Source organism: Streptomyces sp. NPDC027663 (assembly GCF_055566415.1).
The window spans coordinates 524,232-546,628 of record NZ_JBVHSK010000003.1 but is presented as its reverse complement, the minus strand read 5'-3'; the positions used below and the strand labels follow the sequence as shown (position 1 = coordinate 546,628).

General features: G+C 71.7%; 19 protein-coding genes, 1 tRNA gene and 2 pseudogenes. 16 read left to right on the top strand and 6 right to left on the bottom strand.

Annotation, left to right across the window (positions count from 1 at the left end):
* Positions 1–108 precede the first annotated feature (108 nt).
* On the top strand, positions 109–1,056 hold the full coding sequence (locus tag ACZ4SF_RS11770) for a beta-ketoacyl-ACP synthase III (protein ID WP_468381695.1): 948 nt from the start codon (positions 109–111) through the stop codon (positions 1,054–1,056).
* A gap of 265 nt (positions 1,057–1,321) precedes the next feature.
* Positions 1,322–1,999: a GntR family transcriptional regulator gene (locus tag ACZ4SF_RS11765; protein ID WP_468381693.1), complete on the top strand. Its 678-nt coding sequence runs from the start codon at positions 1,322–1,324 to the stop codon at positions 1,997–1,999.
* 61 nt (positions 2,000–2,060) lie between these two features.
* Here the strand turns inward: ACZ4SF_RS11765 and ACZ4SF_RS11760 are convergent, their stop codons facing one another.
* Complete coding sequence (locus ACZ4SF_RS11760) at positions 2,061–3,281, bottom strand: low temperature requirement protein A (RefSeq protein ID WP_468382497.1); 1,221 nt, start codon at positions 3,279–3,281, stop codon at positions 2,061–2,063.
* A gap of 57 nt (positions 3,282–3,338) precedes the next feature.
* Between ACZ4SF_RS11760 and ACZ4SF_RS11755 the strand changes: the two are divergent.
* A pseudogene (locus ACZ4SF_RS11755) lies at positions 3,339–3,529 on the top strand (aldehyde dehydrogenase family protein); the annotation flags it as partial.
* A 249-nt stretch (positions 3,530–3,778) separates the two neighbouring features.
* Positions 3,779–3,866: transfer RNA gene (locus tag ACZ4SF_RS11750), tRNA-Leu, on the top strand.
* A gap of 291 nt (positions 3,867–4,157) precedes the next feature.
* Here the strand turns inward: ACZ4SF_RS11750 and ACZ4SF_RS11745 are convergent.
* A complete protein-coding gene (locus ACZ4SF_RS11745; protein ID WP_468381690.1) occupies positions 4,158–4,709 on the bottom strand; it encodes a PadR family transcriptional regulator in 552 nt (183 codons plus the stop codon).
* 151 nt (positions 4,710–4,860) lie between these two features.
* Between ACZ4SF_RS11745 and ACZ4SF_RS11740 the strand changes: the two genes are divergently transcribed.
* Positions 4,861–5,640, top strand: coding sequence for an alpha/beta fold hydrolase (locus ACZ4SF_RS11740; RefSeq protein ID WP_468381687.1), 780 nt, complete (start codon positions 4,861–4,863; stop codon positions 5,638–5,640).
* A 76-nt stretch (positions 5,641–5,716) separates the two neighbouring features.
* On the opposite strand, the gene ACZ4SF_RS11735 is transcribed toward ACZ4SF_RS11740, so the two are convergent.
* Both ACZ4SF_RS11735 and ACZ4SF_RS11730 read right to left on the bottom strand, forming a co-directional pair.
* The gene (locus ACZ4SF_RS11735; protein ID WP_468381684.1) at positions 5,717–6,268 is read right to left on the bottom strand and encodes an NIPSNAP family protein; all 552 of its coding nucleotides are present in this window, start codon (positions 6,266–6,268) and stop codon (positions 5,717–5,719) included.
* Positions 6,262–6,762: a hypothetical protein gene (locus ACZ4SF_RS11730; protein ID WP_468381681.1), complete on the bottom strand. Its 501-nt coding sequence runs from the start codon at positions 6,760–6,762 to the stop codon at positions 6,262–6,264. The genes ACZ4SF_RS11735 and ACZ4SF_RS11730 overlap by 7 nt, the downstream gene beginning before the upstream one ends.
* A 64-nt stretch (positions 6,763–6,826) precedes the next feature.
* On the opposite strand from ACZ4SF_RS11730, the gene ACZ4SF_RS11725 reads away from it, so the two are divergent.
* Complete coding sequence (locus ACZ4SF_RS11725; RefSeq protein ID WP_468381679.1) at positions 6,827–7,753, top strand: helix-turn-helix transcriptional regulator; 927 nt, start codon at positions 6,827–6,829, stop codon at positions 7,751–7,753.
* A gap of 41 nt (positions 7,754–7,794) precedes the next feature.
* Here the strand turns inward: ACZ4SF_RS11725 and ACZ4SF_RS11720 are convergent, their stop codons facing one another.
* Entirely contained in the window at positions 7,795–8,664 is an 870-nt protein-coding gene (locus ACZ4SF_RS11720; protein WP_468381676.1) for a polysaccharide deacetylase family protein, read from the bottom strand.
* A 759-nt stretch (positions 8,665–9,423) separates the two neighbouring features.
* On the opposite strand from ACZ4SF_RS11720, the gene fusA reads away from it, so the two are divergent.
* From fusA to ACZ4SF_RS11685, 7 genes and pseudogenes are all read left to right on the top strand, one after another.
* A complete protein-coding gene (gene fusA, locus ACZ4SF_RS11715) occupies positions 9,424–11,481 on the top strand; it encodes an elongation factor G (RefSeq protein ID WP_468381673.1) in 2,058 nt (685 codons plus the stop codon).
* Positions 11,482–11,884: 403 nt separating this feature from the next.
* Complete coding sequence (locus ACZ4SF_RS11710; protein ID WP_468381670.1) at positions 11,885–13,201, top strand: ABC transporter substrate-binding protein; 1,317 nt, start codon at positions 11,885–11,887, stop codon at positions 13,199–13,201.
* A gap of 6 nt (positions 13,202–13,207) precedes the next feature.
* On the top strand, positions 13,208–14,194 hold the full coding sequence (locus ACZ4SF_RS11705) for a carbohydrate ABC transporter permease (protein WP_468381666.1): 987 nt from the start codon (positions 13,208–13,210) through the stop codon (positions 14,192–14,194).
* Complete coding sequence (locus ACZ4SF_RS11700) at positions 14,187–15,041, top strand: carbohydrate ABC transporter permease (protein ID WP_468381663.1); 855 nt, start codon at positions 14,187–14,189, stop codon at positions 15,039–15,041. The genes ACZ4SF_RS11705 and ACZ4SF_RS11700 overlap by 8 nt, the downstream gene beginning before the upstream one ends.
* 29 nt (positions 15,042–15,070) lie before the next feature.
* The gene (locus ACZ4SF_RS11695; protein ID WP_468381660.1) at positions 15,071–16,435 is read left to right on the top strand and encodes a GH1 family beta-glucosidase; all 1,365 of its coding nucleotides are present in this window, start codon (positions 15,071–15,073) and stop codon (positions 16,433–16,435) included.
* A gap of 219 nt (positions 16,436–16,654) precedes the next feature.
* Positions 16,655–17,843, top strand: a pseudogene (locus tag ACZ4SF_RS11690) (family 16 glycosylhydrolase).
* 270 nt (positions 17,844–18,113) lie between these two features.
* Positions 18,114–18,656, top strand: coding sequence for a hypothetical protein (locus ACZ4SF_RS11685; protein WP_468381656.1), 543 nt, complete (start codon positions 18,114–18,116; stop codon positions 18,654–18,656).
* 63 nt (positions 18,657–18,719) lie between these two features.
* Here the strand turns inward: ACZ4SF_RS11685 and ACZ4SF_RS11680 are convergent, their stop codons facing one another.
* On the bottom strand, positions 18,720–19,490 hold the full coding sequence (locus tag ACZ4SF_RS11680) for a CDP-alcohol phosphatidyltransferase family protein (protein ID WP_468381654.1): 771 nt from the start codon (positions 19,488–19,490) through the stop codon (positions 18,720–18,722).
* 108 nt (positions 19,491–19,598) lie between these two features.
* Between ACZ4SF_RS11680 and ACZ4SF_RS11675 the strand changes: the two genes are divergently transcribed.
* The 3 genes from ACZ4SF_RS11675 to ACZ4SF_RS11665 all read left to right on the top strand — a co-directional run bounded on the left by ACZ4SF_RS11675 (position 19,599) and on the right by ACZ4SF_RS11665 (position 22,275).
* Positions 19,599–20,582, top strand: coding sequence for a zinc-dependent alcohol dehydrogenase (locus ACZ4SF_RS11675; RefSeq protein ID WP_468381650.1), 984 nt, complete (start codon positions 19,599–19,601; stop codon positions 20,580–20,582).
* A 116-nt stretch (positions 20,583–20,698) separates the two neighbouring features.
* A complete protein-coding gene (locus ACZ4SF_RS11670) occupies positions 20,699–21,097 on the top strand; it encodes a 6-pyruvoyl trahydropterin synthase family protein (protein WP_468381647.1) in 399 nt (132 codons plus the stop codon).
* The gene (locus tag ACZ4SF_RS11665) at positions 21,094–22,275 is read left to right on the top strand and encodes a glycosyltransferase family 4 protein (protein ID WP_468381644.1); all 1,182 of its coding nucleotides are present in this window, start codon (positions 21,094–21,096) and stop codon (positions 22,273–22,275) included. The genes ACZ4SF_RS11670 and ACZ4SF_RS11665 overlap by 4 nt, the downstream gene beginning before the upstream one ends.
* Positions 22,276–22,397: the final 122 nt, after the last annotated feature.

The following is a 22,397-nucleotide window of genomic DNA, read 5'->3' as shown; positions in this document are numbered from 1 at the left end:
CGACAATCCCGGCGCCCGATTCCTGTGGCTTCACCTGCCGCCGTACCCGTGAGTCACTGATCAGACTGGTGGATCCCGCTACACACGGCAACGAGGGGGATCCCCGGCATGAACGGCTCGCGCATCGCCGCCATCGGTCACTACCAGCCCGCCAAGGTGCTCACCAATGAGGACCTGGCCGGCATGGTCGACACCGGCGACGAGTGGATCCGCAGCCGGGTGGGCATCCGTACCCGGCACATCGCCGGCCCCGACGAGCCCGTCGACGAACTGGCCGCGCACGCCGCCGCCAAGGCGCTGGCCGCGGCCGGCCTGACCCCGCGCGACATCGACCTGGTCCTCGTCGCCACCTCCACCGCGATCGACCGTTCCCCGAACACCGCCGCCCGGGTCGCGGCCCGGCTCGGCATCCCGCAGCCCGCGGCGATGGACGTGAACGTGGTGTGCGCCGGGTTCACCCACGCGCTGGCCACCGCCGACCACACCGTCCGCGCCGGAGCGGCCACCCGCGCCCTGGTCGTCGGTGCCGACAAGATGTCCGACGTCACCGACTGGACCGACCGCACCACCTGCGTCCTCGTCGGCGACGGCGCCGGAGCCGCCGTGGTCGAGGCCTGCCCGCCGGGGGAGGAGCCCGGGATCGGCCCGGTGCTGTGGGGGTCGGTGCCGGAGATGGGGCACGCCGTACGGATCGAGGGCACGCCGCCGCGGTTCGCCCAGGAGGGGCAGAGCGTCTACCGCTGGGCCACCACCCAGCTGCCCGCCGTCGCCCGCCGTGCCTGCGAGAAGGCCGGGGTGGCGCCCGAGGAACTCGCCGGGGTCGTCCTCCACCAGGCCAACCTGCGCATCATCGAACCGCTGGCCGAGAAGCTCGGCGCCGTCAACGCTGTCGTCGCCCGCGACGTCACCGAGTCCGGCAACACCTCGGCCGCCAGCATCCCGCTCGCCTTCTCCAAGCTGCTCGAACGGGGAGCGCTCCGCCCGGGCGACCCGGTGCTGCTGTTCGGGTTCGGCGGCAATCTGTCCTACGCCGGGCAGGTCGTACGCTGCCCGTGAGGCGCCGGGGAGCGCGACGCCCATTCCGCACGGCTCCCGCCGCCTCCTGCGCGCCCTCCTCGTGGATCCTGTGCACCGTAGACTGCAGACCCTCGGACGGCAGACGCCTCGGACGGCAGACGCCTCGGACGGCAGACGCCTCGGACGGCAGACGCCTCACAGCCGATACCGAGCGTCCAGGCGTCCAGCGCTCCTGTCGGGGGCGGGGCGGGTGGAAGCGCGGACGGGGTGTCCACGCGATCCGAGAGGCCCAGGAGGGGACGCGATGTTGTCGACCGGACTGCCGCAGGGGGCGTTGCCCAAGCTGGAACGGCCCGGTCCGCTGCGTGAACGCGTGTACGAGGCGCTGCTGGAACTCATCACCACCCGCGCCCTCCAGCCGGGTCAGCACCTCGTGGAGAGCGAACTCGCCGGGCACCTCGGCGTCTCCCGGCAGCCCGTGCGCGAGGCACTGCAGCGGCTCGACACCGAGGGATGGGTCGATCTGCGGCCCGCCCAGGGGGCGTTCGTGCACGAGCCGGCCGAGGACGAGGCCGACCAGCTGCTCACCGTGCGCACGCTGCTGGAGGCGGAGGCGGCCCGGCTGGCCGCCGCCCATGCCGGCAGCCCCGGCATCGCCGCCCTCGAGGACCTGTGCGCCGAGGGCGAGAAGGCGGTGGCGGCCGAGGACGTGGACGGCGCGGTCGCCCTCGGCGCGGCCTTCCACGCCAAGGTGATGGAACTGGCCGGCAACACGGTCCTCGCCGATCTCGCCGCCCAGGTCGACCGGCGGGTCCGCTGGTACCACACGCCCGTGGCCCGGCAGCGCGGCAGCCAGTCATGGATCGAGCACCGCGAACTGATCACCGCCATCGCCGCCCAGGACGAGCAGCGGGCCGCCCGTCTGATGCGCGAACACACCCAGCACACCCGGCGGTCGTACCACGAGCGCCCCGAGGACTGAGCGTCCCCGCCAGGGCCTCCCGCGCGGACCCTGCCGGAATCGCGAGGTCTGGCGGAGAGCCTCAGGCGCCGGCCGGTTCCCGTGCCGCGGATGCCGTCGTGCACCACCGTGCCTCCACCGCCAGCATGCCCGTCAGCAGCGCCACCAGGGCCAGCAGCTCGGCGTAGGCGGGCAGGCGGGTGCCCGGCAGGGCGGTCAGCAGGGCGAGCGGGGCCGCGGCGGCGCGGTAGCGGACCGGGCGCAGACCCAGGGTTCGCCGGAACGCCGCGTCGCCCGCGAGGAACAGGGCCACACCGCCCGCGAGCGCCAGCGCCGGGCCCCAGTGCGGATGGTCACCGAGGTGGCCGAGGGCCTTCTTCACCCCGGCGGCCAGGTAGACGATGCCCAGCAGCATGGGCAGGAAGGCGTAGTAGTAGGCGTTCATCGCCAGCCGCCACCGGCGCGGTGCCGCAGTCGCGCGGAACACGGACTCGGCGGCCTCCTCGTCCCGCACGAAGTACGTCCACCACAACGCGACCGCCAGCGCCAGCGCGAGGAACGCCCCGCTGAACAGCCCCGGCGTGAGCGGCAGATCACCGATGCCGACGCCGATGGAGATCACGGACTCGCCGAACGCGATGATCAGCAGCAGCCCGTGCCGCTCCACGAAGTGCGCCGGATCCAGGGCCCCCAACTGCATCCGGAGCGCCGCCGCGCTGCGTCCGTCCCTGCGGCCGGGACCGTGCTCGGCGATGAACGGGGTGACGAACTGCAGGGCGATCGCGAGCAGCCACAGCGCGTCCGCCCCGAGGCCGTCGACGACACCCGCGGCCGTCACGGACAGGGCGGCCGCCGCGTTCGGAACGCCGTACCAGACGGAGTCCCAGCCGTGGCTGCGCGTGTACAGCACCGTGTGCACGATCACCACGAGCAGGAAACCCAGTCCGAAGACCACTGCGGTGTCCTCGAACACGCGGGGTATCGCGAGCGCGCACACCAGGAAGGCGGCCATGCCGAGCATCAGGAGCAGCCGTCGCGACGGGCGGTCGGGCGGTACCTGGTTGGTGAGGTAGGCGTAGGCGCCGTACATCCAGAACAGGACGACGAGGATCAGCGCCACCCGGCCGGCCGTGGCGAACGACAGGTCGTGCGCCAGCAGGACGGTGAGCTGGGTCAGGGTGAAGACGAACACCAGGTCGAAGAAGAGTTCCAGGGTGGTGACCCGGCGCCCCGGTTCCCCGGTCTGTCGTGCCTGGCTGTCCGCCCGCGCCGGTCCTTCCGCGGGCGTGGTGTCCTCGCGCATGCGATGTTCCCCCTCCGGTGATCCGTGAGCAGATCGTAGAGGGGGAACAGCAGGAAGATCGCGGGGAGTCGGAGCCTGGACGGTGCCACCGCCCAGCACGCGGTACGCGCCGCCCTGGACCGGCACCGCACCTGGCCGCACGTTCCGCTGCCCGAGCGGCGGGCCCGGGTCGCCGCCACCCTGGACGCGCTCGCGGAGAGCCCCGTGATCTCCTCGCCCCGCTGCTGGTCCGGGAGATCGGCAAGCCCTGACGGCTCGCGCTCGCGCACCGGGCCGGAACGGATGCCCGGGAACTTCCCGGAGTACCAGTTCATGCCGTGATCCTCTACGCACCGTAGGCAGGATCTTGCGGACTGCATACTGTCGGCGATCTGCGGCCGTCAGCCCCCCGGGCCGCCGCCCGGCCGACGGATACGCAGGTGAAACGCACTCCGAAACCTTGGTATTGTTGTCCATGTCGCCGCGGGGAACACCCCGCGCCAGGCGACAGACACCTGGTCCGGGTGGCGGAATGGCAGACGCGCTAGCTTGAGGTGCTAGTGCCCTTTATCGGGCGTGGGGGTTCAAGTCCCCCCTCGGACACCAGCTGGGACGATCCGACGATCTCCTGGATACCTGAACGAGACGCCGGTCGAGTCTGAGACTCGACCGGCGTTTCGGCGTTGGTCGTCCGGCGCCGGCAGGCATACCGCCGTAGCAATGAAGCGGAGTGGACTGCCGGCGCGCTCAAGAATCGCTGTGCCGGGGCTGCTCGCGTGGACAAGAGGACACGCGGACAAGAGGACACCCGTCTTGCGTGGCGCCGTGACCGTTGCGGCCCTTCGCCTCCGCCTTCGTGTACGACTCGCCAGCCGGGCCCAGTGACTTCAGCCGCGCCTAGTGACTTCGCTCCGCGCTCCTCGTGCCTGCCTCCAGGTCCGCGAGCGTGGCCCGCAGCCAGGTCAGCTCCGCCTTGGTGGTTGCCCGGGCCACGGTCAGTACGCCCCGCCGGAACGGGTCGTCCAACTCCTCGGCGCGCAGCGGCCGCTCGCCGTCGTGGAAGAAGCTCGAGGGCTCCTCCAGGAAGGCCAGCCTGCGCCGCAGTACGTCGGCCTGGGCGGCCGGGTCCTCCAGGTGACGGAGGAATGCGAGCAGGGTGAACCAACGGTTCTCGTCCGTCACATCGGGGCCGTCGGGCTCGGCGAGGCGGCGCCGCAGCTCCCGTCTGCCGTCGTCGGTGAGGCTGAGGACATGCCGGGGTGCGGCTGCGGGGCCCTGCTGGGTCTCACGTGTCAGCAGTCCTGCCTTTTCCAGGCGCTTGATCGCCGGGTAGAGCGTGGACTCGCCGACCGGGCGCACGTGCCCGGTCAGCGCGGTGATGTGCTTGCGCAGCTCGTAGCCGTGGAGAGGGGCTTCGTAGAGGAATCCGAGGATGGACAGTTCCAGCATGTGTGCATTCTCCCTCACGTCGCAGTACATCGTTGACGTAGTACTACGCTCACGATGTATGGTCGGGGGGTCGGTGATGCCGCGAGCGGATCCGCGGCGGCCATGTACGGGCACAGAGCGGCCATGGGGCGGCAGACAGGGGGAGCGGACAGTGCGACATGCCGGATTCGATGCGCAGGGCAGCTTGATCCGATGGACGGAGACATCGGAAAAAGGGCCGGCGACGGTGTTCGTGCACGGCCTGGGTGCCGCCTCGACCGTCTATCACGCCCACATCGCGGCCCGCCCGGAACTCGCAGGCCGCAGAATGCTCTTCGTCGACCTGCCAGGCCACGGCATCAGTGACCGGCCCGCAGACTTCGGCTACACGCTTGAGGACCACGCCGACGCGCTGGCCGCCGCACTCGACGAGGCAGAGGTCCGCGGCGGTGTGATCGCTGGGCACAGCATGGGCGGCGCGGTCGCCATCGTCCTCGCGCACCGCAGGCCCGACCTGGTGGCACGCCTGGTGATCACCGAGGGCAACCTCGACCGGCACCCCACGCCCACGGCGGCAAGCAGTGGCATCTCGTCGTACACGGAGGAGGACTTCGTGCGTGGAGGCGGCTTCGCGCGCGTGCTGGAGCAGGTGGGCCCCACGTGGGCAGCGACCATGCGGCTCGCAGATCCGCTTGCGCTCCATCGCTCGGCCACCCACCTGGTCCGGGGCACGGACCCGGTGATGCGGGTGATGTTCGAGCAGGCACGCGTGGAGCGCGTCTGTCTTCAGGGCGAACTGAGCGGCGAACTGCCGGGCCGGGCCGGTCTGGAGGCCGCGGGGGTGACGGTCCGGATCGTCCCGGACGCCGGCCACAACATCATGTTCGACAACCCTGACGCGTTCACACGCGCAGTGGCGGACACGCGAGAAACAGCCGGAGCGGGCTGCTGAAGGGTGGTTCGGAAAGGGGGTGCGGAAGGCTCGGTGGCGGACCGGCTCGAGTGACGGACAACCGGGAATCGAACGCTCACCAGGGCCGCACCGGTTCCAGCCGCACTCGCCGGACCGGCCAGGGCGGCGGCTCGGCCGGGCCGAACCAGACCCGGACGTCCTCCCCGGTGCGAACGGGCAGGCGGGGAAAGTCGTTCTCGGCGTGCTCGGTGCGGTGCAGCGCATGGCCCGGGCCCAGGTGCCGGACGGCGTACGCGTCAAAGGCGGCTGCGTCGGACGGGTGGCAGACCGTCGCGCTCACCTCGCGGGCGCCCGGCTCCGGTGCGAAGCCCGGGCCGCGCAGCAGGAGGACGTCGTCGCTGTCGGCCATGGTGGCGTTGGCCGCGTCGCGGTGCTCCCGCCAGACCGGGCCGGTGTAGAACGCCTCCAGCGCGCGCCGGCGGTGCACCATGTCGGGGAAGGCGCGCAGCCAGACGAAGCGGTTCGGGTCGTCAAGGTCCCGGAAACGGCCGCCGACGGTGATGCCGGCCGCCTGCTGACCGGTCACGAACTCGCGCTCGAACAGGTCGATCAGCGTCTCGCGGGCTCCCGGATGCAGGGTGTACTGCCTCAGTTCCACGATCACCATGCGGCGGCCCGCCCGGTGCAGGTGAGATCCATGGTCCAGTCGACTTCCCAGGTGCGGCCGACGTCAGCGGAGGACTCCTGCTCCCAGCGGGCGGTGTCCGGGCCGAGGCGGTACCAGGTGAAGTCCACCCGGACCGGGCGTCCGTCGTAGGTGCCCGCGCCGTGGCAGTCACCGCGGTCGCCCGTGAAGCCGCCGGTCACCGAAGGGTCCGGCCGGCCCGTTCGGCTGTCGGACCAGCGGATCGACCAGCGTTCCGTCGCCCGGTCCGACCGGCGCGGGGTCACGCCCTGCCCGGCGAGGGTGGGGAAGGAGATCGCGCCGGTGTCGCCGGCACCGCCGAACAGCGGCCCGACCCCGGGGTGTCCGGGAAACTCCGCCCAGGTGCTGGTGCTGGTGCTGGTGCTGGTGCTGGTGCTGGTGTCGGGGCCGGGCGGAGTGGTGGGGCGGCGGTCGGCCACCTCCCAGGAGCCGGGCAGGAACTCGAAGTCGTCCATGCGTCGCAGGTTAGGGACACTCCACTGACATCCACTGTCAGTGGACATGCGGATACTGGGCGGCATGCGCGCGAGCCGACTGGTCACCCTGCTCCTGCTCCTCCAGAACCGGGGCCGGATGACGGCCCAGGAGCTGGCCGAGGAACTGGAGGTCTCCGTCCGGACGGTCTACCGCGACGTCGAGGCGCTCGCCGGCGCCGGAGTCCCGTTGTACGGCGAGGCCGGACACGCCGGCGGCTACCGGCTGGTCGACGGATACCGGACCCGGCTCACCGGACTGACCGCGGACGAGGCCCAGGCCGCGTTCCTCGCCGCACTCCCCGGCACCGCCGCCGAACTCGGCCTAGGTGAGGCCCTCGCCACCGCCCAGCTCAAGTTGCGGGCCGCCCTCCCGGCGGAGCTGCGCGAGCACGCCGGGCGGATCCAGGAGCGGTTCCTGCTCGACGCCCCCGGCTGGTACGGCGACGCCTACCGTACGCCTCACCTGGCCGCGGTCGCCGCCGCGGTGTGGGAGCCGCGGGCGGTGGTCCTGCGCTACCGGCGCTGGCGGGCGCCGGAGGAGATCGAGCGACGGGTGGAGCCGTACGGGCTCGTCCTCAAGGCCGGCCGCTGGTACCTGGTCGCCGGCGGGCCGTGCGGTGTCCGCACCTACCGGGTCGACCAGATCATCGGACTCCGCTCGCTGGAGGAGGAGTTCGCCGCACCGGACGGATTCGACCTGCGCACGTACTGGAGCGACTATCTGGCCGACTTCCGGGCCCGGCTGCACAGCGGGGAGGCGCGGGTGCGGGTCACCCCGGAGGGCGCCCGCCGCCTCGGCGTGCAGGCGGCGGGTGACGGATGGACGGAGACCCGGGTGCCCATCGAATCGCTCGACCACGCCCATGGGGAGTTCCTGCGGCTGGGCGCCGACGTCGAGGTCCTGGCACCGGCCGAACTCCGCGACCGCATCGCCGAGACGGTGCGGGCCCTTGCCGTCCGCTACGTGTGAACGCAGTCCGCCGCGCGTGACTGCCGGGGGGCTGTCTTCCGTTACGCGTGACCACGCCGGCCGTCCGCCGGGGGCTGGATGTAGTCCTCCAGGCGGGACACGGCGAACCCCTGCCGCTGCACGTGCGTCAGCAGGTGCGCGAACATCTGCGTCATCGTGGTGCCCTTCAGCTCCGCCGGCCCCCGGAAGTGGGCGAGGACGATGTCCCCGGGGTGCAGTCTGCGGTCCGCGTCCTGATACCGCAGGCCGCGAATCTGCATGGACGCCCGCCACCCGACGATCGCCCGGGGCCCGCACGCGTCGACCGCGGTCCTGGTGGCGTCGTCGTACGCCCCGTAGGGCGGCCGGAACAGCAGTGGCGCGGTGCCGTACTGCTCGGTGAGGAGCTTCTGGTCGCCGCACACCTCCTCCTTCTGGCGGGCCGGCGGGACGCCGGTCATGACCGGGTGGTGCAGGGTGTGGTTCTGGATGTGATTGCCCAGTGCCTGCAGCTGCCTGAAATAGCCGTAGTCGGACTTGATGGCGTCGGCGGTCAGGAACATCGAGACCGGGATCTTCAGGTCCCGCAGCATCCGGACGAATCCGGGGTCCTTCTCGCGTCCGTCGTCGACGGTGATGAACACGACTCGCTGCGCGGTCGGGACCCGCGTGAACACCGGGACGGTTCCGGTGGCGGAAAGCTTGACCGGCTTGTCGGCCGGTGGTCCGGGGGCCGGGGGCAGCGGGGGCAGGCCCCACGAGCGCCAGGCGGGGGAGGCGGTGCCCGGCGCGGTGCCGGGATGCTCCGGGACAGCACTCGGGGCGGTGCTGCCACCCCCGTCCGCAGCGCAGCCGACGAGTGCCAGAGCCGCTGCCACCGCGCCCGCCGCCGCCCTGCGCAGGCGGGTTGGTCCCTTCTGCTGCCGCTTCACCGTGCTGCTCCACCTACGAGGGCCTGCCACCGTGGCTGATCGCGGCAGAACGCTAACCCGGCAGACCCGGAAATATGATCAACGGTCAGGTGGCAAACGGGTGGCGGACCGCAGCGTGCAGCGAACCGCCGACGCCGAGGGCCGACGCCGACGGCCAACCGCCGACGCCGACCGAGGGCCTGTCCGACCCTCCGCCCCTCCGACTCATCGGTCCTGTGCGACCCATCCGACGTCGGGCGTGTCCGACCCATCGGACCCGTCGGGCCTTATCCGACCCGTCGGGCCTAACCGACCGTCGGGCCTATCCGACCGTCGGGCCACCCGACCCGCCGGGCCCGGTCCTCCCGGTCCTCCCGGCTTCCCGGCCTCCTGGTCCTCCCGGCCTCCCGCCACAGCCCCGCCGCGGGAAAATCGCATGCCCCGGCCCAACCGTCCTGCTTAGACTCACCACGCATCCGGCGCCGCCCCGCAGCGGGACCGCCGGACGGAATCGGACCGACGAGTCGACGAGTGAGGGGAGCCCGGCCGTGCATGAGCGCACCGCTGTCATGGCTCCCCGTTCCCGGTACGAGGTGATCCTCGTGTCCTCGTCCGGCCGGTGCCCGCTGCGCGGCCGGCACCGGATCCCGTGACGCCCCGCTGACACCCCGGCGCCCTGCCCGGCATCCCGCCCGGCCGGCGCCGTACCGTCCGCTCCGAACGGCGCACGGGGAATCGCGCTGCCCTTTTCCAGCATCGTTTCCCGAAAGGCACCGGGCCGTGCGTACCTACACCGACATCCTCGCCGCCGTCCGCAACCTCGGCATCCTCGCTCACGTCGACGCGGGCAAGACCACCGTCACCGAGCGGATCCTCTTCGCGACGGGCACCACCCACAAGCGGGGCGAGGTGCACGACGGCACCACCGTCACCGACTTCGACCCGCAGGAACGCGACCGCGGCATCACCATCTTCGCCGCCGCGGTGAGCTGCACCTGGGACGGCCATCGCATCAACCTTATCGACACACCCGGTCACGTCGACTTCGCCGACGAGGTCGAGCGGTCGCTGCGCGTCCTCGACGGGGCGGTCGCCGTGTTCGACGCCGTGGCCGGGGTCGAACCGCAGAGCGAGTCGGTGTGGCGCCAGGCCGACCGGCACGGCGTCCCCAGGATCGCGTTCGTCAACAAGCTGGACCGTGCCGGCGCCGACCTCGACCGTGCCGTCGACTCCATCCGGGAACGGCTGCACCCCACCCCCCTGGTCGTACAGCTGCCGATCGGGGCGGAGGACGCCTTCACCGGCGTGGTGGACCTGGTGCGGATGCGGTCCCTGGTGTGGCACGACGGGGAGAGCGCGGCCGTGGAAGGCGCGGTGCCCGAGGAGTTGCGGGAGGAGGCGGTACGACGACGGCGCGCGCTGGAGGAGGCGGTCGCGGAACGGCATCCGGCCGCCCTGGAGGAGTACTGCGACCGGGAGACGCTCTCCGCCGCGGTCCTCACCGCGGCCCTGCGCGACCTCACCCACAGCGGGGACGGCGTGGTCGTGCTGTGCGGCTCCGCCTACCGCAACCGCGGCATCGAACCGCTGCTGGACGCGGTGCTGGCCTACCTGCCGTCGCCGCTGGACGTACCCGCCGTGCGCGGTGTCCACGAGGGCGCCGAACAACTGCGGGCCGCCGATCCCGAAGGGCCGTTCGCGGGGCTGGTGTTCAAGGTGAACGCGAGCAGCACCGGGCGGCTGGCCTACGTGCGCGTCTACTCGGGCACGATCGAGAAGGGGGACACCGTGTGGGACCCGGGCAACGGGCGCAGCGAGCGGGTGGCGCGCATCCTGCGGGTCATGGCGGACCGGCACGTCCAGCTCGACCGGGCGGTGGCCGGTGACATCGTCGCGGTCGCGGGTGTCAAGTCGGCAAAGGTCGGCGCCACGCTGTGCGCCGCCGGTGCCCCGCTGCTGCTGGAGCCGCCCGTTGCCGCCGAGCCCGTGGTGTCCGTGGCGGTCGAGGCACGACGGGGCACGGACACCGGCCGGCTCGCCACGGCGCTCGCCCGGCTCGCCGAGGAGGACCCTTCGCTGGTGGTGCGTACCGACGCCGAGACCGGGCAGACCGTCCTGTCCGGGATGGGTGAACTCCACCTGGAGGTCGCGGTGGAGAAGATCCGCTGCGACGGTGGTCCTGAGGTCACCGTGGGCCGGCCCAGGGTCGCCTACCGGGAGACGGTCGCCGGTGGTGTGCACGGGTTCGTGTTCCGGCACGTCAAACAGGACGGCGGGGCAGGACAGTTCGCCCATGTCGTGCTCGACGTGGAGCCGCTCGGGCCAGAAGCCGGCACCACCGGCTTCGAGTTCAGGTCCGCCGTGGTCGGCGGCCGGGTGCCGCAGGAGTACGTGCGTGCGGTGGAGGCCGGCTGCCGGGACGCCCTCGCCGAGGGACCGATCGGCGGGCACCCGGTGACCGGGCTGCGCGTCACGCTCACCGACGGCTCCACGCATGTGAAGGACTCCTCCGACACGGCCTTCCGCACCGCCGGCCGGCTGGGTCTGCGGGACGCGCTGCGCGCCTGTACGACGGTGCTGCTGGAGCCGGTCGCCGAGGTGACGGTGACCGTGCCGGAGGACGCGGTCGGCGGCGTGCTCGGGGACCTGGCCGCCCGCCGCGGCCGGGTCGGCGGCTCGGAGACCCGGGGTGGCGCGGCCGTGCTGACCGCGACCGTGCCGCTGGCCGAACTGTTCGGCTACGCAACCCGGTTGCGCAGCCGCACCCAGGGCCGGGGCACCTTCACCAGCCGCCCCGCGGGCTACGCGCCGGCGCCGCAGGCGGCAGCGGTCCGGTAGTGCGTCCGGCGGTGCGGGACCGGTTCCGCACCGCCTGCCGCACCGCCGGCCGCGCCTGCCGCACCGCCGGCAGCGCCTGCCGCGCCTGCGGTGCCGCCGGGTGCAGCCCCTGCCGGCTCATCGGCCCATCGACATACAACCGTTGCAGAACGGCGCTGCGGCACTTCCACCGCAGGTCACACACCGTACGGCTGCCCAACCCTGCCGCCTGGCCTCCCAGTTTGCCGCGTTTGGCCGGTGCGTCGGTGCGGTTGCCGGTGCCGGATCCCTTGACGAGCGATGACCCTGAGGTTTAACTCACGTCGTAAATTAAGCCATGAGGGCGTTCGGGGGTCGAACGGGGTGCCGGTCCCCGCCGAGCGCCTTCGTGGTTCTCGACTCCCGGAAAGGGACACCAGGAGCCATGCGCAGGATCCGAGCCGCGGCCGTAGGTGCCGTCACCCTGTCTCTCGCCCTTGCGGCCACGGCCTGCGGAGGTGGTTCGTCGAACGGGAGCGGGTCGAACGACTCGCCCAAGACGCTGACGTACTGGGCCTCCAACCAGGGCGCCAGCGTCGCCGTCGACAAGAAGGTCCTCCAGCCCGAACTCGACAAGTTCGAGAAGCAGACGGGCATCAAGGTGAAGCTGGAGGTCGTGCCCTGGTCGGATCTGCTCAACCGGATCCTGACCGCGACCACCTCCGGTCAGGGTCCGGACGTGCTGAACATCGGCAACACCTGGAGCGCTTCTCTGCAGGCGACCGGCGGGCTGCTCCCGTGGGACGAGAAGAACTTCGCGAAGATCGGGGGCAAGGACCGCTTCGTGGACTCAGCGCTGGGCTCCACGGGCGCCGAGGGCAAGGACCCGGCCGCGGTCCCGCTGTACTCGATGGCGTACGCGCTCTACTACAACAAGAAGATCTTCGCCGACGCCGGCATCGGCAAGCCGCCGGCCACCTGGGACGAACTCCTCGCCGACGGCAAGAAGATCAAGGCCAAGGGCAAGTCGGTGCTCGGCGCCGAGGGTTCGAACCTGGCGGAGAACGTCCACCACGTCTTCGTCTTCGCCAAGCAGCACGGCGCCGACTTCTTCACCGCCGACGGCAAGCCCGACTTCACCGACCCCAAGGTGGTCGACGCGGTCAAGCAGTACGTCGACCTGATGGCCAAGCACGAGGTCGTCCCCACCGGCGACGCCGAGTACGCCCAGAACCAGTCGGTCAGCGACTTCGCCAAGGGCAGGCAGGCCATGCTGCTGTGGCAGTCCGCCGCCGCCAACCTCAAGTCCCAGGGCATGGGCGAGGACGCCTACGGAGTCGCCCCCGTGCCCGTGCAGTCCGGCACCCCCGGCACCGGCACCCAGGTCAACTCGATGGTCGCCGGCATCAACATCGCCGTCTTCAAGAACACCCACAATCTCGACGGCGCCACGCGGTTCGTGAAGTTCATGACCTCCGACGCCGAGCAGAAGATCCTCAACACGGCCTACAGCTCCATCCCGCCGGTCAAGGCCGCGCAGGCTGACGCGGCCTTCAACGCCCCGGCCACCGCCGTCCTGAAGGACACCCTCGCCACCAGCGCGGCGGCGCTGCCGCAGGTTCCCTCCGAGTCGCAGTTCGAGACGGCGGTCGGCACGGCCGTGAAGGACCTGTTCGCCGACGCCGCCGCCGGGCGCGCGGTGACCACCGCCTCCGTCAGGGCCAAGCTGGAGAAGGCCCAGCAGCAGATGCCGGCGGCCTGATCCGAGATGACCACCACCGCCCTGAAAGAGCCGGTGCGCAAGACGTCCCCCGGTGCGGCGCGCGAACCCCGCCGCCGCACCGGGCGGATCCGCCGTATCGGACTGCCCTACCTGCTGCTCCTGCCCGCCCTGCTGCTCGAACTCCTCGTCCACCTGGTGCCGATGGCCATCGGCATCGTGATGAGCTTCAAGGAACTCACCCAGTTCTACATCCGCGACTGGGGGACCGCCCCCTGGTCCGGCCTCGGCAACTACAAGGTGTCGGTGGACTTCGACGCCCCCGTCGGCAAGGCGCTGCTGCACTCCTTCTTCGTCACCGTCGGCTTCACCCTGCTGTCGGTCGCCCTGTGCTGGCTGATCGGCACCGCCGCCGCCGTCTTCATGCAGGACACCTTCCGCGGCCGGGGCCTGCTGCGCGCCCTGTTCCTGGTGCCGTACGCACTGCCCGTCTACACGGCCGTCATCACCTGGGTGTTCATGTTCCAGCACGACAACGGCCTGGTGAACCACGTCCTGCACGACCAGCTGCACCTCACCGACGAGCGGTCCTTCTGGCTCATCGGCGACAACAGCTTCTACGCGCTGCTCACCGTGTCAGTGTGGAAGGGCTGGCCGTTCGCCTTCCTGATCGTGATGGCCGGACTGCAGAACATCCCGCGGGAGCTGTACGAGGCGGCCGCGCTGGACGGCGCCGGGACGTGGCAGCAGATCCGCCGTATCACCCTGCCGTCGCTGCGGCCCGTCAACCAGGTCCTGGTCCTGGTGCTGTTCCTGTGGACGTTCAACGACTTCAACACGCCGTACGTGCTGTTCGGCAAGTCCGCGCCCGAGGCCGCCGACCTCATCTCGGTCCACATCTACCAGGCCTCCTTCGTCACCTGGAACTTCGGCACCGGATCGGCCATGTCCGTCCTGCTGCTGCTCTTCCTGCTGGTCGTGACCGGCGGGTACCTGCTGCTCACCTCGCGCGGACGGAGGGCCCACGATGCGTAAGTCCCCCACGGCTCCGCCGAGTTCCTTCCTCTGGTCCCGGCGGATCTTCCTCACCCTGCTCACCGGCTTCGTACTGGTGCCGGTGTACGTGATGGTGTCCAGCTCGCTGAAACCGCTCGCCGACGTCACCGGCAAGTTCCGCTGGCTGCCCAGCGGGCTGACCGTCCGGCCGTACATCGACATCTGGTCGACGGTCCCGCTCGCGAAGTACTTCGTGAACTCGCTGATCGTCGCCGGCGCGGCGACCCTGTGCTCGGTCGTCATCGCCGTGTTCGCGGCCTACGCCGTCAGCCGCTACGAATTCCGCGGCAAACGCGTCTTCACGGTGACCGTCCTGTCGACGCAGATGCTGCCGGGCATCCTCTTCCTGCTCCCGCTGTTCCTGCTCTACGTCAACATCGGCAACGCCACCGGCATCGCCCTGTTCGGCTCCCGCGGCGGCCTGATCCTCACCTATCTCACCTTCTCCCTCCCCTTCTCCATCTGGATGCTGATCGGCTACTTCGACTCGGTGCCGCGCGACCTGGACGAGGCGGCGCTGGTGGACGGCTGCGGCCCGCTCGGCGCGCTGCTGCGGATCGTCGTACCGGCGGCGGTCCCCGGCATCGTCGCGGTCGCCGTCTACGCCTTCATGACCGCCTGGGGAGAGGTGCTCTTCGCGTCCGTCATGACCAACGACACCACCCGCACCCTCGCCGTCGGCCTCCAGGGCTACTCCACCCTCAACGACGTCTACTGGAACCAGATCATGGCCGCCTCGCTGGTCGTCAGCGTGCCCGTCGTGGCCGGCTTCCTTCTTCTCCAGCGCTATCTCGTCGCCGGCCTGACGGCAGGCGCCGTCAAGTGACCGGCACCCCGCACTCCGAAGGGACTTCCGTGTCCGAACGCATCGACCTGGCCGCCTTCCCGCACGACTTCCTGTGGGGCACGGCCACAGCGGCGTACCAGATCGAGGGGGCCGTCGCCGAGGGAGGCCGCTCGCCCTCCATCTGGGACACCTTCTCGCACACCCCGGGGAAGGTCGCGAACGGTGACACCGGCGACATCGCCTGCGACCACTACCACCGGTGGCGCGAGGACATCGGCCTGATGCGTCGGCTCGGCGTCAACGCCTACCGGTTGTCCGTGGCCTGGCCGCGGGTGATCCCGGACGGGCGGGGTGCGGTGAACCCCGAAGGCCTCGCGTTCTACGACGAGTTGGTGGACGCCCTGCTGGAGGCGGGCATCAGCCCGTCCGTCACGCTCTACCACTGGGACCTGCCGCAGGTGCTCCAGGACCGCGGCGGCTGGCCCGAGCGGGACACCGCCTTCGCCTTCGCCGACTACGCCTCGGCCGTCGCCGGACGCCTCGGCGACCGCGTCAAGCTCTGGGCGACCCTCAACGAGCCCTCCTGCTCGGCCTGGATCGGCCACCTCGAAGGCAAGATGGCCCCCGGCCGGACGGACCTGACCGCCGCCGTACGGGCCTCCTGCCACCTGCTCCTCGGCCACGGCCTGGCCACCCAGGCCCTCCGGGCCGCCGCCCCCGGCGCCCAGGTCGGCATCGTCAACAACCTCTCCACCGTGCACGCGGCCACCGACCGCCCCGAGGACGCCGAGGCGGCCCGCCGTCACGACGGCCACGTCAACCGCTGGTGGCTCGACCCGGTGCACGGCCGCGGCTTCCCCGCCGACATGGTCGAGACCTTCGGCGTCCAACTCCCCGTCGTCGGCGACGACCTGGAGACGATCGCCGCCCCGCTGGACTGGCTGGGCCTGAACTACTACTTCCCCGCGTACGTCGCCGACGACCCGGACGGGCCGGCACCGTACGTCCGTTCCGTGCGCCGCGAGGGCGTCCCGCGCACCGGCATGGACTGGGAGATCGACGCCGGAGGCATCGAGACGCTGCTGATGCGGCTCACCGATGAGTACGGCGCCCGGAAGATCTACGTCACCGAGAACGGCTCCGCCTTCCCGGACGTCGTCCGCCCCGACGGCAGCATCGACGATCCCGAGCGCCAGGACTACCTGGAGCGGCACCTCGCCGCCTGCGCCGCGGCCACCCGCAAGGGTGCCCCGCTCGCCGGCTACTTCGCCTGGTCGCTGCTGGACAACTTCGAGTGGGCGTACGGCTACGACAAGCGTTTCGGCCTGGTCCACGTCGACTACCGCACCCAGATGCGCACGATCAAGGGCAGCGGACACCGGTACGCGGACATCGTCCGCGTCCACCGCGGCCGCACACGCCGGGCCGCCTGAGCCGGGCCCGGACGGCCGGTGGACGCGCAAGGGGAGCCCGCGTCCACCGGCCCGCACGATCGCGCGGCCCACGATCGCGATGCCTGCGATCGCGGTGCCTACGATCGCGCGGCCTACGACCCCACGACCTGCGGCCGCACGGCCTACGACCCCAACAGGACTGTCATGTACGCGACATAGATCCGCACCAGTGCCCCTCCACCCCACAAGGAGAGCCGCATGCCATCCCGCATCCGCCGCACCCTGATCGCCGCCCTGACCGCCACGGCGGCCCTGCTGTCAGCCGCCCCGCTCCTGGCCGTCCCCGCCTCCGCGGCCCCCGCCCCCGCGGATTCCGCCGCCTCCGTGAATTCCGCCGCTTCCACCGCCTCCGCCGTCGCGGCTGTCGCCTGGGACACCGACCGCGCGGCCGCCGCCTACGCGACGAACCCGACCGCCGTCACCGCCTCCGGCAGTGAGAACGCCGGCCTCGCACCCGGCCTCGCCCTCGACGGCAACGGCACCACCCGCTGGTCCAGCAACTTCGCCGACGACGCCTGGATCCGCGTCGACCTCGGCTCGGTCATCCGCGTCGACCGGGTCGTCCTGGACTGGGAGGCGGCCTACGGCAACCGCTACGTCCTGGAGGCCTCGAAGGACGGCACCACCTGGACGCCCTTCTACACCGAGACCGCCGGCACCGGCGGCTCGGTCACCGCGCACACCTACCCCCAGGAGCGAGTCACAGGCGTACGTCGACTCGACGGATAACGTACGCACGCAGAACGGCAGCCTCGTCTTGAAGGCCGAATACTGCAAGGGCTGCACACAGGCAGGCGGCGGCACCTACGACTTCACCTCGGGCCGCATCGACACGAACACGCACTTCGACTTCACGTACGGCAAGGTCAGCGCCCGCATGAAACTGCCCGTCGGTGGCGGTTTCTGGCCGGCCTTCTGGCTACTGGGTTCCAACGTGGACGACCGTTCCGTCTCCTGGCCGGCCTCGGGCGAGACCGACATCATGGAGAACATCGGCTACCCCGACTGGACCAGCTCGGCCCTGCACGGCCCCGGCTACTCGGCGGACGGCAACATCGGCGCCCGCCAGACGTATCCCGGCGGGGCCACGGCCGACCAGTGGCACACCTACGCGGTCGAGTGGACCCCGACGGCCATGCGCTTCTCCGTCGACGACCGCCTGGTCCAGGAGACGACCCGCAACGTGCTGGAATCCACCCGCGGCCAGTGGGTCTACGACCACAACCAGTACGTGATCCTCAACCTCGCCCTCGGCGGCGCCTACCCGGCCGGCTGGAACAAGGTGACAAGTCCCTACTGGGGCCTGCCGCAGTCGAGCGTGGACCGCATCGCGGGCGGGGGAGTGCAGGTGGAGGTGGACTGGGTGCGGGTGGAACAGAAGAGCTGACGAAGCACAGGAACAAGGCAGAGGGGCCGGATGCCAGGAGCACCCGGCCCCTGCCAAGGGCGTCGTATCCGTCGGCTCGGCTGGACATCAGGGCCGCGGCGGCAACCAGCGTGCAGTCTGCACGCGGACGACCTTGGCGGCGATCGGCTTCCCCGCGCCTGTCGTTCACCTGATCGGGTGATGTCGGCGGGAGCGGGCGCGTGCGGCGGGGGCGGTTCGTTCGACGGTGTGACGGGAGTTTCCCGGTCATCGGAATCGAAGGAGACACGCATGGGACTGTCCTTCCGCCGCAATGCCGACGGCACCACGACCGGACGGAACGACGAAACCGGCTTCACCGTGACCTTGGCCGACGAGGAAGAGGTCGAGCGGCGACTGCATGAGGACGCAGGGTGGGAGTACACGCCCCCACCACCACTCGCTCCGCCCGGGTTCCACCGCTTCTGTCTCGTTCACGAGGAGTTCGCGGACACCGCCTTCGGCGACGAACGGTACGCGGGCCTGCGAGCGAGTCCGCCCACAGGCTGCGCTCCGGCCGACTGGGGTCGCTTCGCCCTGGAGTGCGAGCGCCCGGGAAAGACACTCCTGGACGCGGTCACGGGTACGGTCGCAGAGATCCGTCGCGAGCATGGGCTGGTGATGAACAGCCTGGGCATCGAGAAACCACAGGAATGGCTCGGCAACGACAGGAACGGTTCCGAGGGGCAGATCGTGGCGCAACTGCTGCTGACGGCGGCTCATCGTGCCGCCCTGCTCGGGTACGGCCGCAAGGAACTGGTCCGGCTCCTTGATGCGACCGGCATCGGCGGATGATCCAGCGGGGCGGAATCGACCAACAACGTCCGGCAGTCGGTCCGGGCCCTTCCACGCAGGCCCTCAGGGCGCCGCCAGTTCCAGCACCCGCGGCTCCGGCTCGGGAACCGTCGCCTCCGCAGCCGTGCCCGAGTTCCGCCACAGCCACAGCACGTCCCGGCCGAACGACCACACCAGCGAGCCCAGCGCGGACAGCACGATCGCGAGGTTCACCGGAGGCGGCAGCAAGTCGGAGCCGGCCACGAGCAGGGCCACGCCCTGGACCGCGGCGACCGTCTTGCGGGCGAACGACGGCGGCAGCGGGGCGTTCAGCCAGGGGGCGAACCGGGCCGCGGCGACGAACGCATAGCGCATGCCGCCGATCAGGAGCACCCACGGGCCCAGCTCCATCGACACGTACACGCTCAGCACCAGGATCAGGAACGCGTCGACCTCCATGTCGAAGCGTGCGCCCAGCGCGGTCGAGGTGCCGGTGCGGCGGGCGACCTTGCCGTCCACGCCGTCCAGCAGCAGGGCCACGGCGGTCAGGGCGACCAGCAGCGTCGCCGGCGGCGCGCTCTCGAAGGAGTCCGCGACCAGCGCCGTCACCCCGCCGACCAGGGTGGCCCGGCCGAGCGTGACCCGGTTCGCGGGGCCGAAGGAGCGGAGCCGGGAGCGGTGCAGGGCGCGGGAGAGGACCGCCCAGGTGGCGAACGCGAAGGCGAGCCCCGTCAGCCAGCCGGCCGGCCCCATGCCGATCGCCGAGCCGAGCAGGGCCAGCAGCAGGAGCTGCACACCTGCTCCCACGGCGGTCTCCTGCTGGAGCCTCGCGTCAAACGTGTTGTTCAGGGCCACCGCGCATTCCTCCGGCCGAGTGACAGAGTCGATCAACGCCGCGTACTCTGCGCGGCCTGTGCACAACTCGGTACGTGAACAACTTCCCGATCGTTCAGGAGAATGCCGATGAACCGCTCGGCCCGCGCGTTCTGGCTGGGCTCGCCCGGCCACGGAGAGCTGCGCGACGTCACCCTTCCGGAGCCCGCCGAGGACGAGGTCCTGGTGCGCGCGCTGTACTCCGGCGTCAGCCGGGGAACGGAGACGCTCGTCTTCCGTGGCGGCGTGCCGGAGAGCCAACGCGACGTGATGCGGGCGCCGTTCCAGGAGGGCGACTTCCCGGGACCGGTGAAGTACGGCTACCTCAGCGTGGGCGTGGTCGAGGAGGGTCCGGCCGGACTGGTCGGCCGTACGGTGTTCTGCCTGTATCCGCACCAGAGCCGTTACGTCGTTCCGGTGAGCGCCGTCACCGTGGTGCCCGAGCGGGTGCCCGCCGCGCGGGCCGTGCTCGCCGGGACCGTGGAGACCGCCGTGAACGCCCTGTGGGACGCGAGACCGCTGATCGGCGACCGGATCGCGGTGGTCGGCGGCGGCATGGTCGGCTGCGCGGTGACCGCGCTGCTCGCCCGCTTCCCGGGCGTCCGGCTGCAACTGGTCGACGCCGACCCGGACCGGGCGAAGACCGCCGAGGCGCTCGGCGCCGACTTCGCCGCGCCCGCCGACGCCCTCGGCGACTGCGACCTCGTCGTGCACGCCAGCGCCACCGAGGCCGGCCTGACCCGGGCCCTGCAGCTCCTCGCCCCTGAGGGCACGGTCGTGGAGCTGAGCTGGTACGGCGACCGCAGCGTGGCCCTGCCGCTCGGCGAGGCCTTCCACTCCCGCCGGCTCACCGTGCGCAGCAGCCAGGTCGGCACCGTGTCCCCGGCCGCCCGGCCCGGCCGCGGCTACGCCGACCGGATGGCGCTCGCCCTGGACCTGCTCGCCGACCCGGCGCTGGACGCGCTCGTCACCGGGGAGTGCGCTTTCGGGGAACTCCCGGACGTCATGCCGAAGCTGGCCTCCGGCGAGATCCCGGCCCTGTGCCACCGGGTCCGCTACGCGGAGACGGCCTGACCTGAGAAAAGAGTGAGGGACGGCTGAACGCGGGGAAGCGGGGAGCCGTACTAGAGGGCATCCCCCGGCGGGCAAGGGCAGGGGGACCGGACGCGCCGCACCTGGAGGGTCGTCAGTTGTTCAGCATCACCGTCCGCGATCACATCATGATCGCCCACAGCTTCCACGGCGAGGTGTTCGGGCCCGCGCAGCGACTGCACGGCGCCACCTTCCTCGTGGACGCGACATTCCGCCGCGAGCAGCTGGACGAGGACAACATCGTGGTCGACATCGGCCTGGCCACCCAGGAACTGGGCGCCGTCACGGCCGAGCTGAACTACCGCAACCTCGACGACGAACCCGAGTTCGCCGGCATCAACACCTCCACCGAGTTCCTGGCCAAGGTCATTGCCGACCGGCTCGCCGAACGCGTCCACAAGGGCGCGCTGGGGGAGGGCGCCAAGGGCCTGGCGGGGATCACGGTCACCCTGCACGAGTCGCACATCGCCTGGGCGAGTTACGAGCGTGGCCTGTGACCGACCTGACCGTGGAACGGGCCCGTCTCACATACGTGCCCGCGCAGGCCACCGTCGCCGAGAACGCCGGAATCATCCCCATGTCCCTGCGCAACGTGCACTTCGTCATGCCGGGCGGAGTCGACGACCCGGCCACCCCCAGCGGCGGCAACGCCTACGACCGCAGGGTCTGCCTGGACCTGCCCGGCTTCGGCTGGCAGGTCACCCGGCACGCCGTACCCGGCAGCTGGCCGTGCCCCGACGGCGCGGCCCGGGACGGCCTGGCCCGTCTGCTCCGCGGCCTCCCGGACGACGCGGTGGTGCTCCTCGACGGCCTGGTCGCCTGCGGTGTCCCGGAGATCGTGGTCCCCGAGGCCGCACGCCTGCGCCTCGCCGTCCTCGTCCATCTGCCGCTCGGTGACGAGACCGGCCTGGACCCGGCCGTCGCCGCCGACCTGGACAGCCGCGAGCGGATGGTGCTGCGGGCGGTGCCCGCGGTCGTCGCCACCAGCGACTGGGCGGTCCGCCGGCTCGTCTCCCACCACGGACTCGCCCCCGACCGGGTGCACGTCGCCGCGCCCGGCGCCGACATCGCACCCCTCGCGCCCGGTACCGACGGCGTCTCCCGGCTGCTGTGCGTGGCCGCCGTGACGCCGCGCAAGGGCCAGCACCGGCTGGTGGAGGCCCTCGCGGCGGTCCGGGACCTGCCCTGGACCTGCGAGTGCGTCGGCGGGCTCGGCCACGACCCCGCGTACGTGGCCGGCTTGCGCGAGCTGATCGCCCGGTACGGGCTCTCCGACCGGCTGCACCTGACCGGTCCGCGCTCCGGTGCCGACCTCGACGCCGCCTACGCCGCTGCCGACCTGATGGTCCTCACCTCGTACGCCGAGACCTACGGCATGGCGGTCACCGAGGCCCTGGCCCGCGGTATCCCGGTCCTCGCCACCGACGTCGGCGGGCTGCCCGAGGCGGTCGGCCGCGCGCCGGACGGCGGGGTGCCCGGCATCCTCGTCCCGCCGGAGGACCCAGCCGCGCTCGCCGCCGAACTGCGCGGCTGGTTCGGCGAACCCGACGTGCGCCGCCGTCTCAAGGCCGCGGCCCGCGGCCGACGTGCCGCGCTCGACGGCTGGGCGACCACCGCCCGCAGCCTGGCCGGAGTCCTCGGACGACTCCCCGAACCCCCGAGGAGGGCGGCATGACCGGAGCCAGGGGTGGCGCGAGCCGCCGGGGCAATCCGGCCGGGCTCGCTCCGGCGCAGCCGGGACCGGGCGGGCCGGCTCCGGTCCTGCCGGAGACCGGCGGACTGATACCGGCTCAGCCG

Coding starts and splice junctions, on each gene's coding strand:
- ACZ4SF_RS11770 (WP_468381695.1), top strand. CDS start 109: ATGAACGGCTCGCGCATCGCCGCCATCGGTCACTACCAGCCCGCCAAG.
- ACZ4SF_RS11710 (WP_468381670.1), top strand. CDS start 11,885: ATGCGCAGGATCCGAGCCGCGGCCGTAGGTGCCGTCACCCTGTCTCTC.
- ACZ4SF_RS11765 (WP_468381693.1), top strand. CDS start 1,322: ATGTTGTCGACCGGACTGCCGCAGGGGGCGTTGCCCAAGCTGGAACGG.
- ACZ4SF_RS11705 (WP_468381666.1), top strand. CDS start 13,208: ATGACCACCACCGCCCTGAAAGAGCCGGTGCGCAAGACGTCCCCCGGT.
- ACZ4SF_RS11685 (WP_468381656.1), top strand. CDS start 18,114: ATGGGACTGTCCTTCCGCCGCAATGCCGACGGCACCACGACCGGACGG.
- ACZ4SF_RS11735 (WP_468381684.1), bottom strand. CDS start 6,268: ATGGTGATCGTGGAACTGAGGCAGTACACCCTGCATCCGGGAGCCCGC.
- ACZ4SF_RS11730 (WP_468381681.1), bottom strand. CDS start 6,762: ATGGACGACTTCGAGTTCCTGCCCGGCTCCTGGGAGGTGGCCGACCGC.
- ACZ4SF_RS11675 (WP_468381650.1), top strand. CDS start 19,599: ATGAACCGCTCGGCCCGCGCGTTCTGGCTGGGCTCGCCCGGCCACGGA.
- ACZ4SF_RS11760 (WP_468382497.1), bottom strand. CDS start 3,281: ATGCGCGAGGACACCACGCCCGCGGAAGGACCGGCGCGGGCGGACAGC.
- ACZ4SF_RS11725 (WP_468381679.1), top strand. CDS start 6,827: ATGCGCGCGAGCCGACTGGTCACCCTGCTCCTGCTCCTCCAGAACCGG.
- ACZ4SF_RS11700 (WP_468381663.1), top strand. CDS start 14,187: ATGCGTAAGTCCCCCACGGCTCCGCCGAGTTCCTTCCTCTGGTCCCGG.
- ACZ4SF_RS11745 (WP_468381690.1), bottom strand. CDS start 4,709: ATGCTGGAACTGTCCATCCTCGGATTCCTCTACGAAGCCCCTCTCCAC.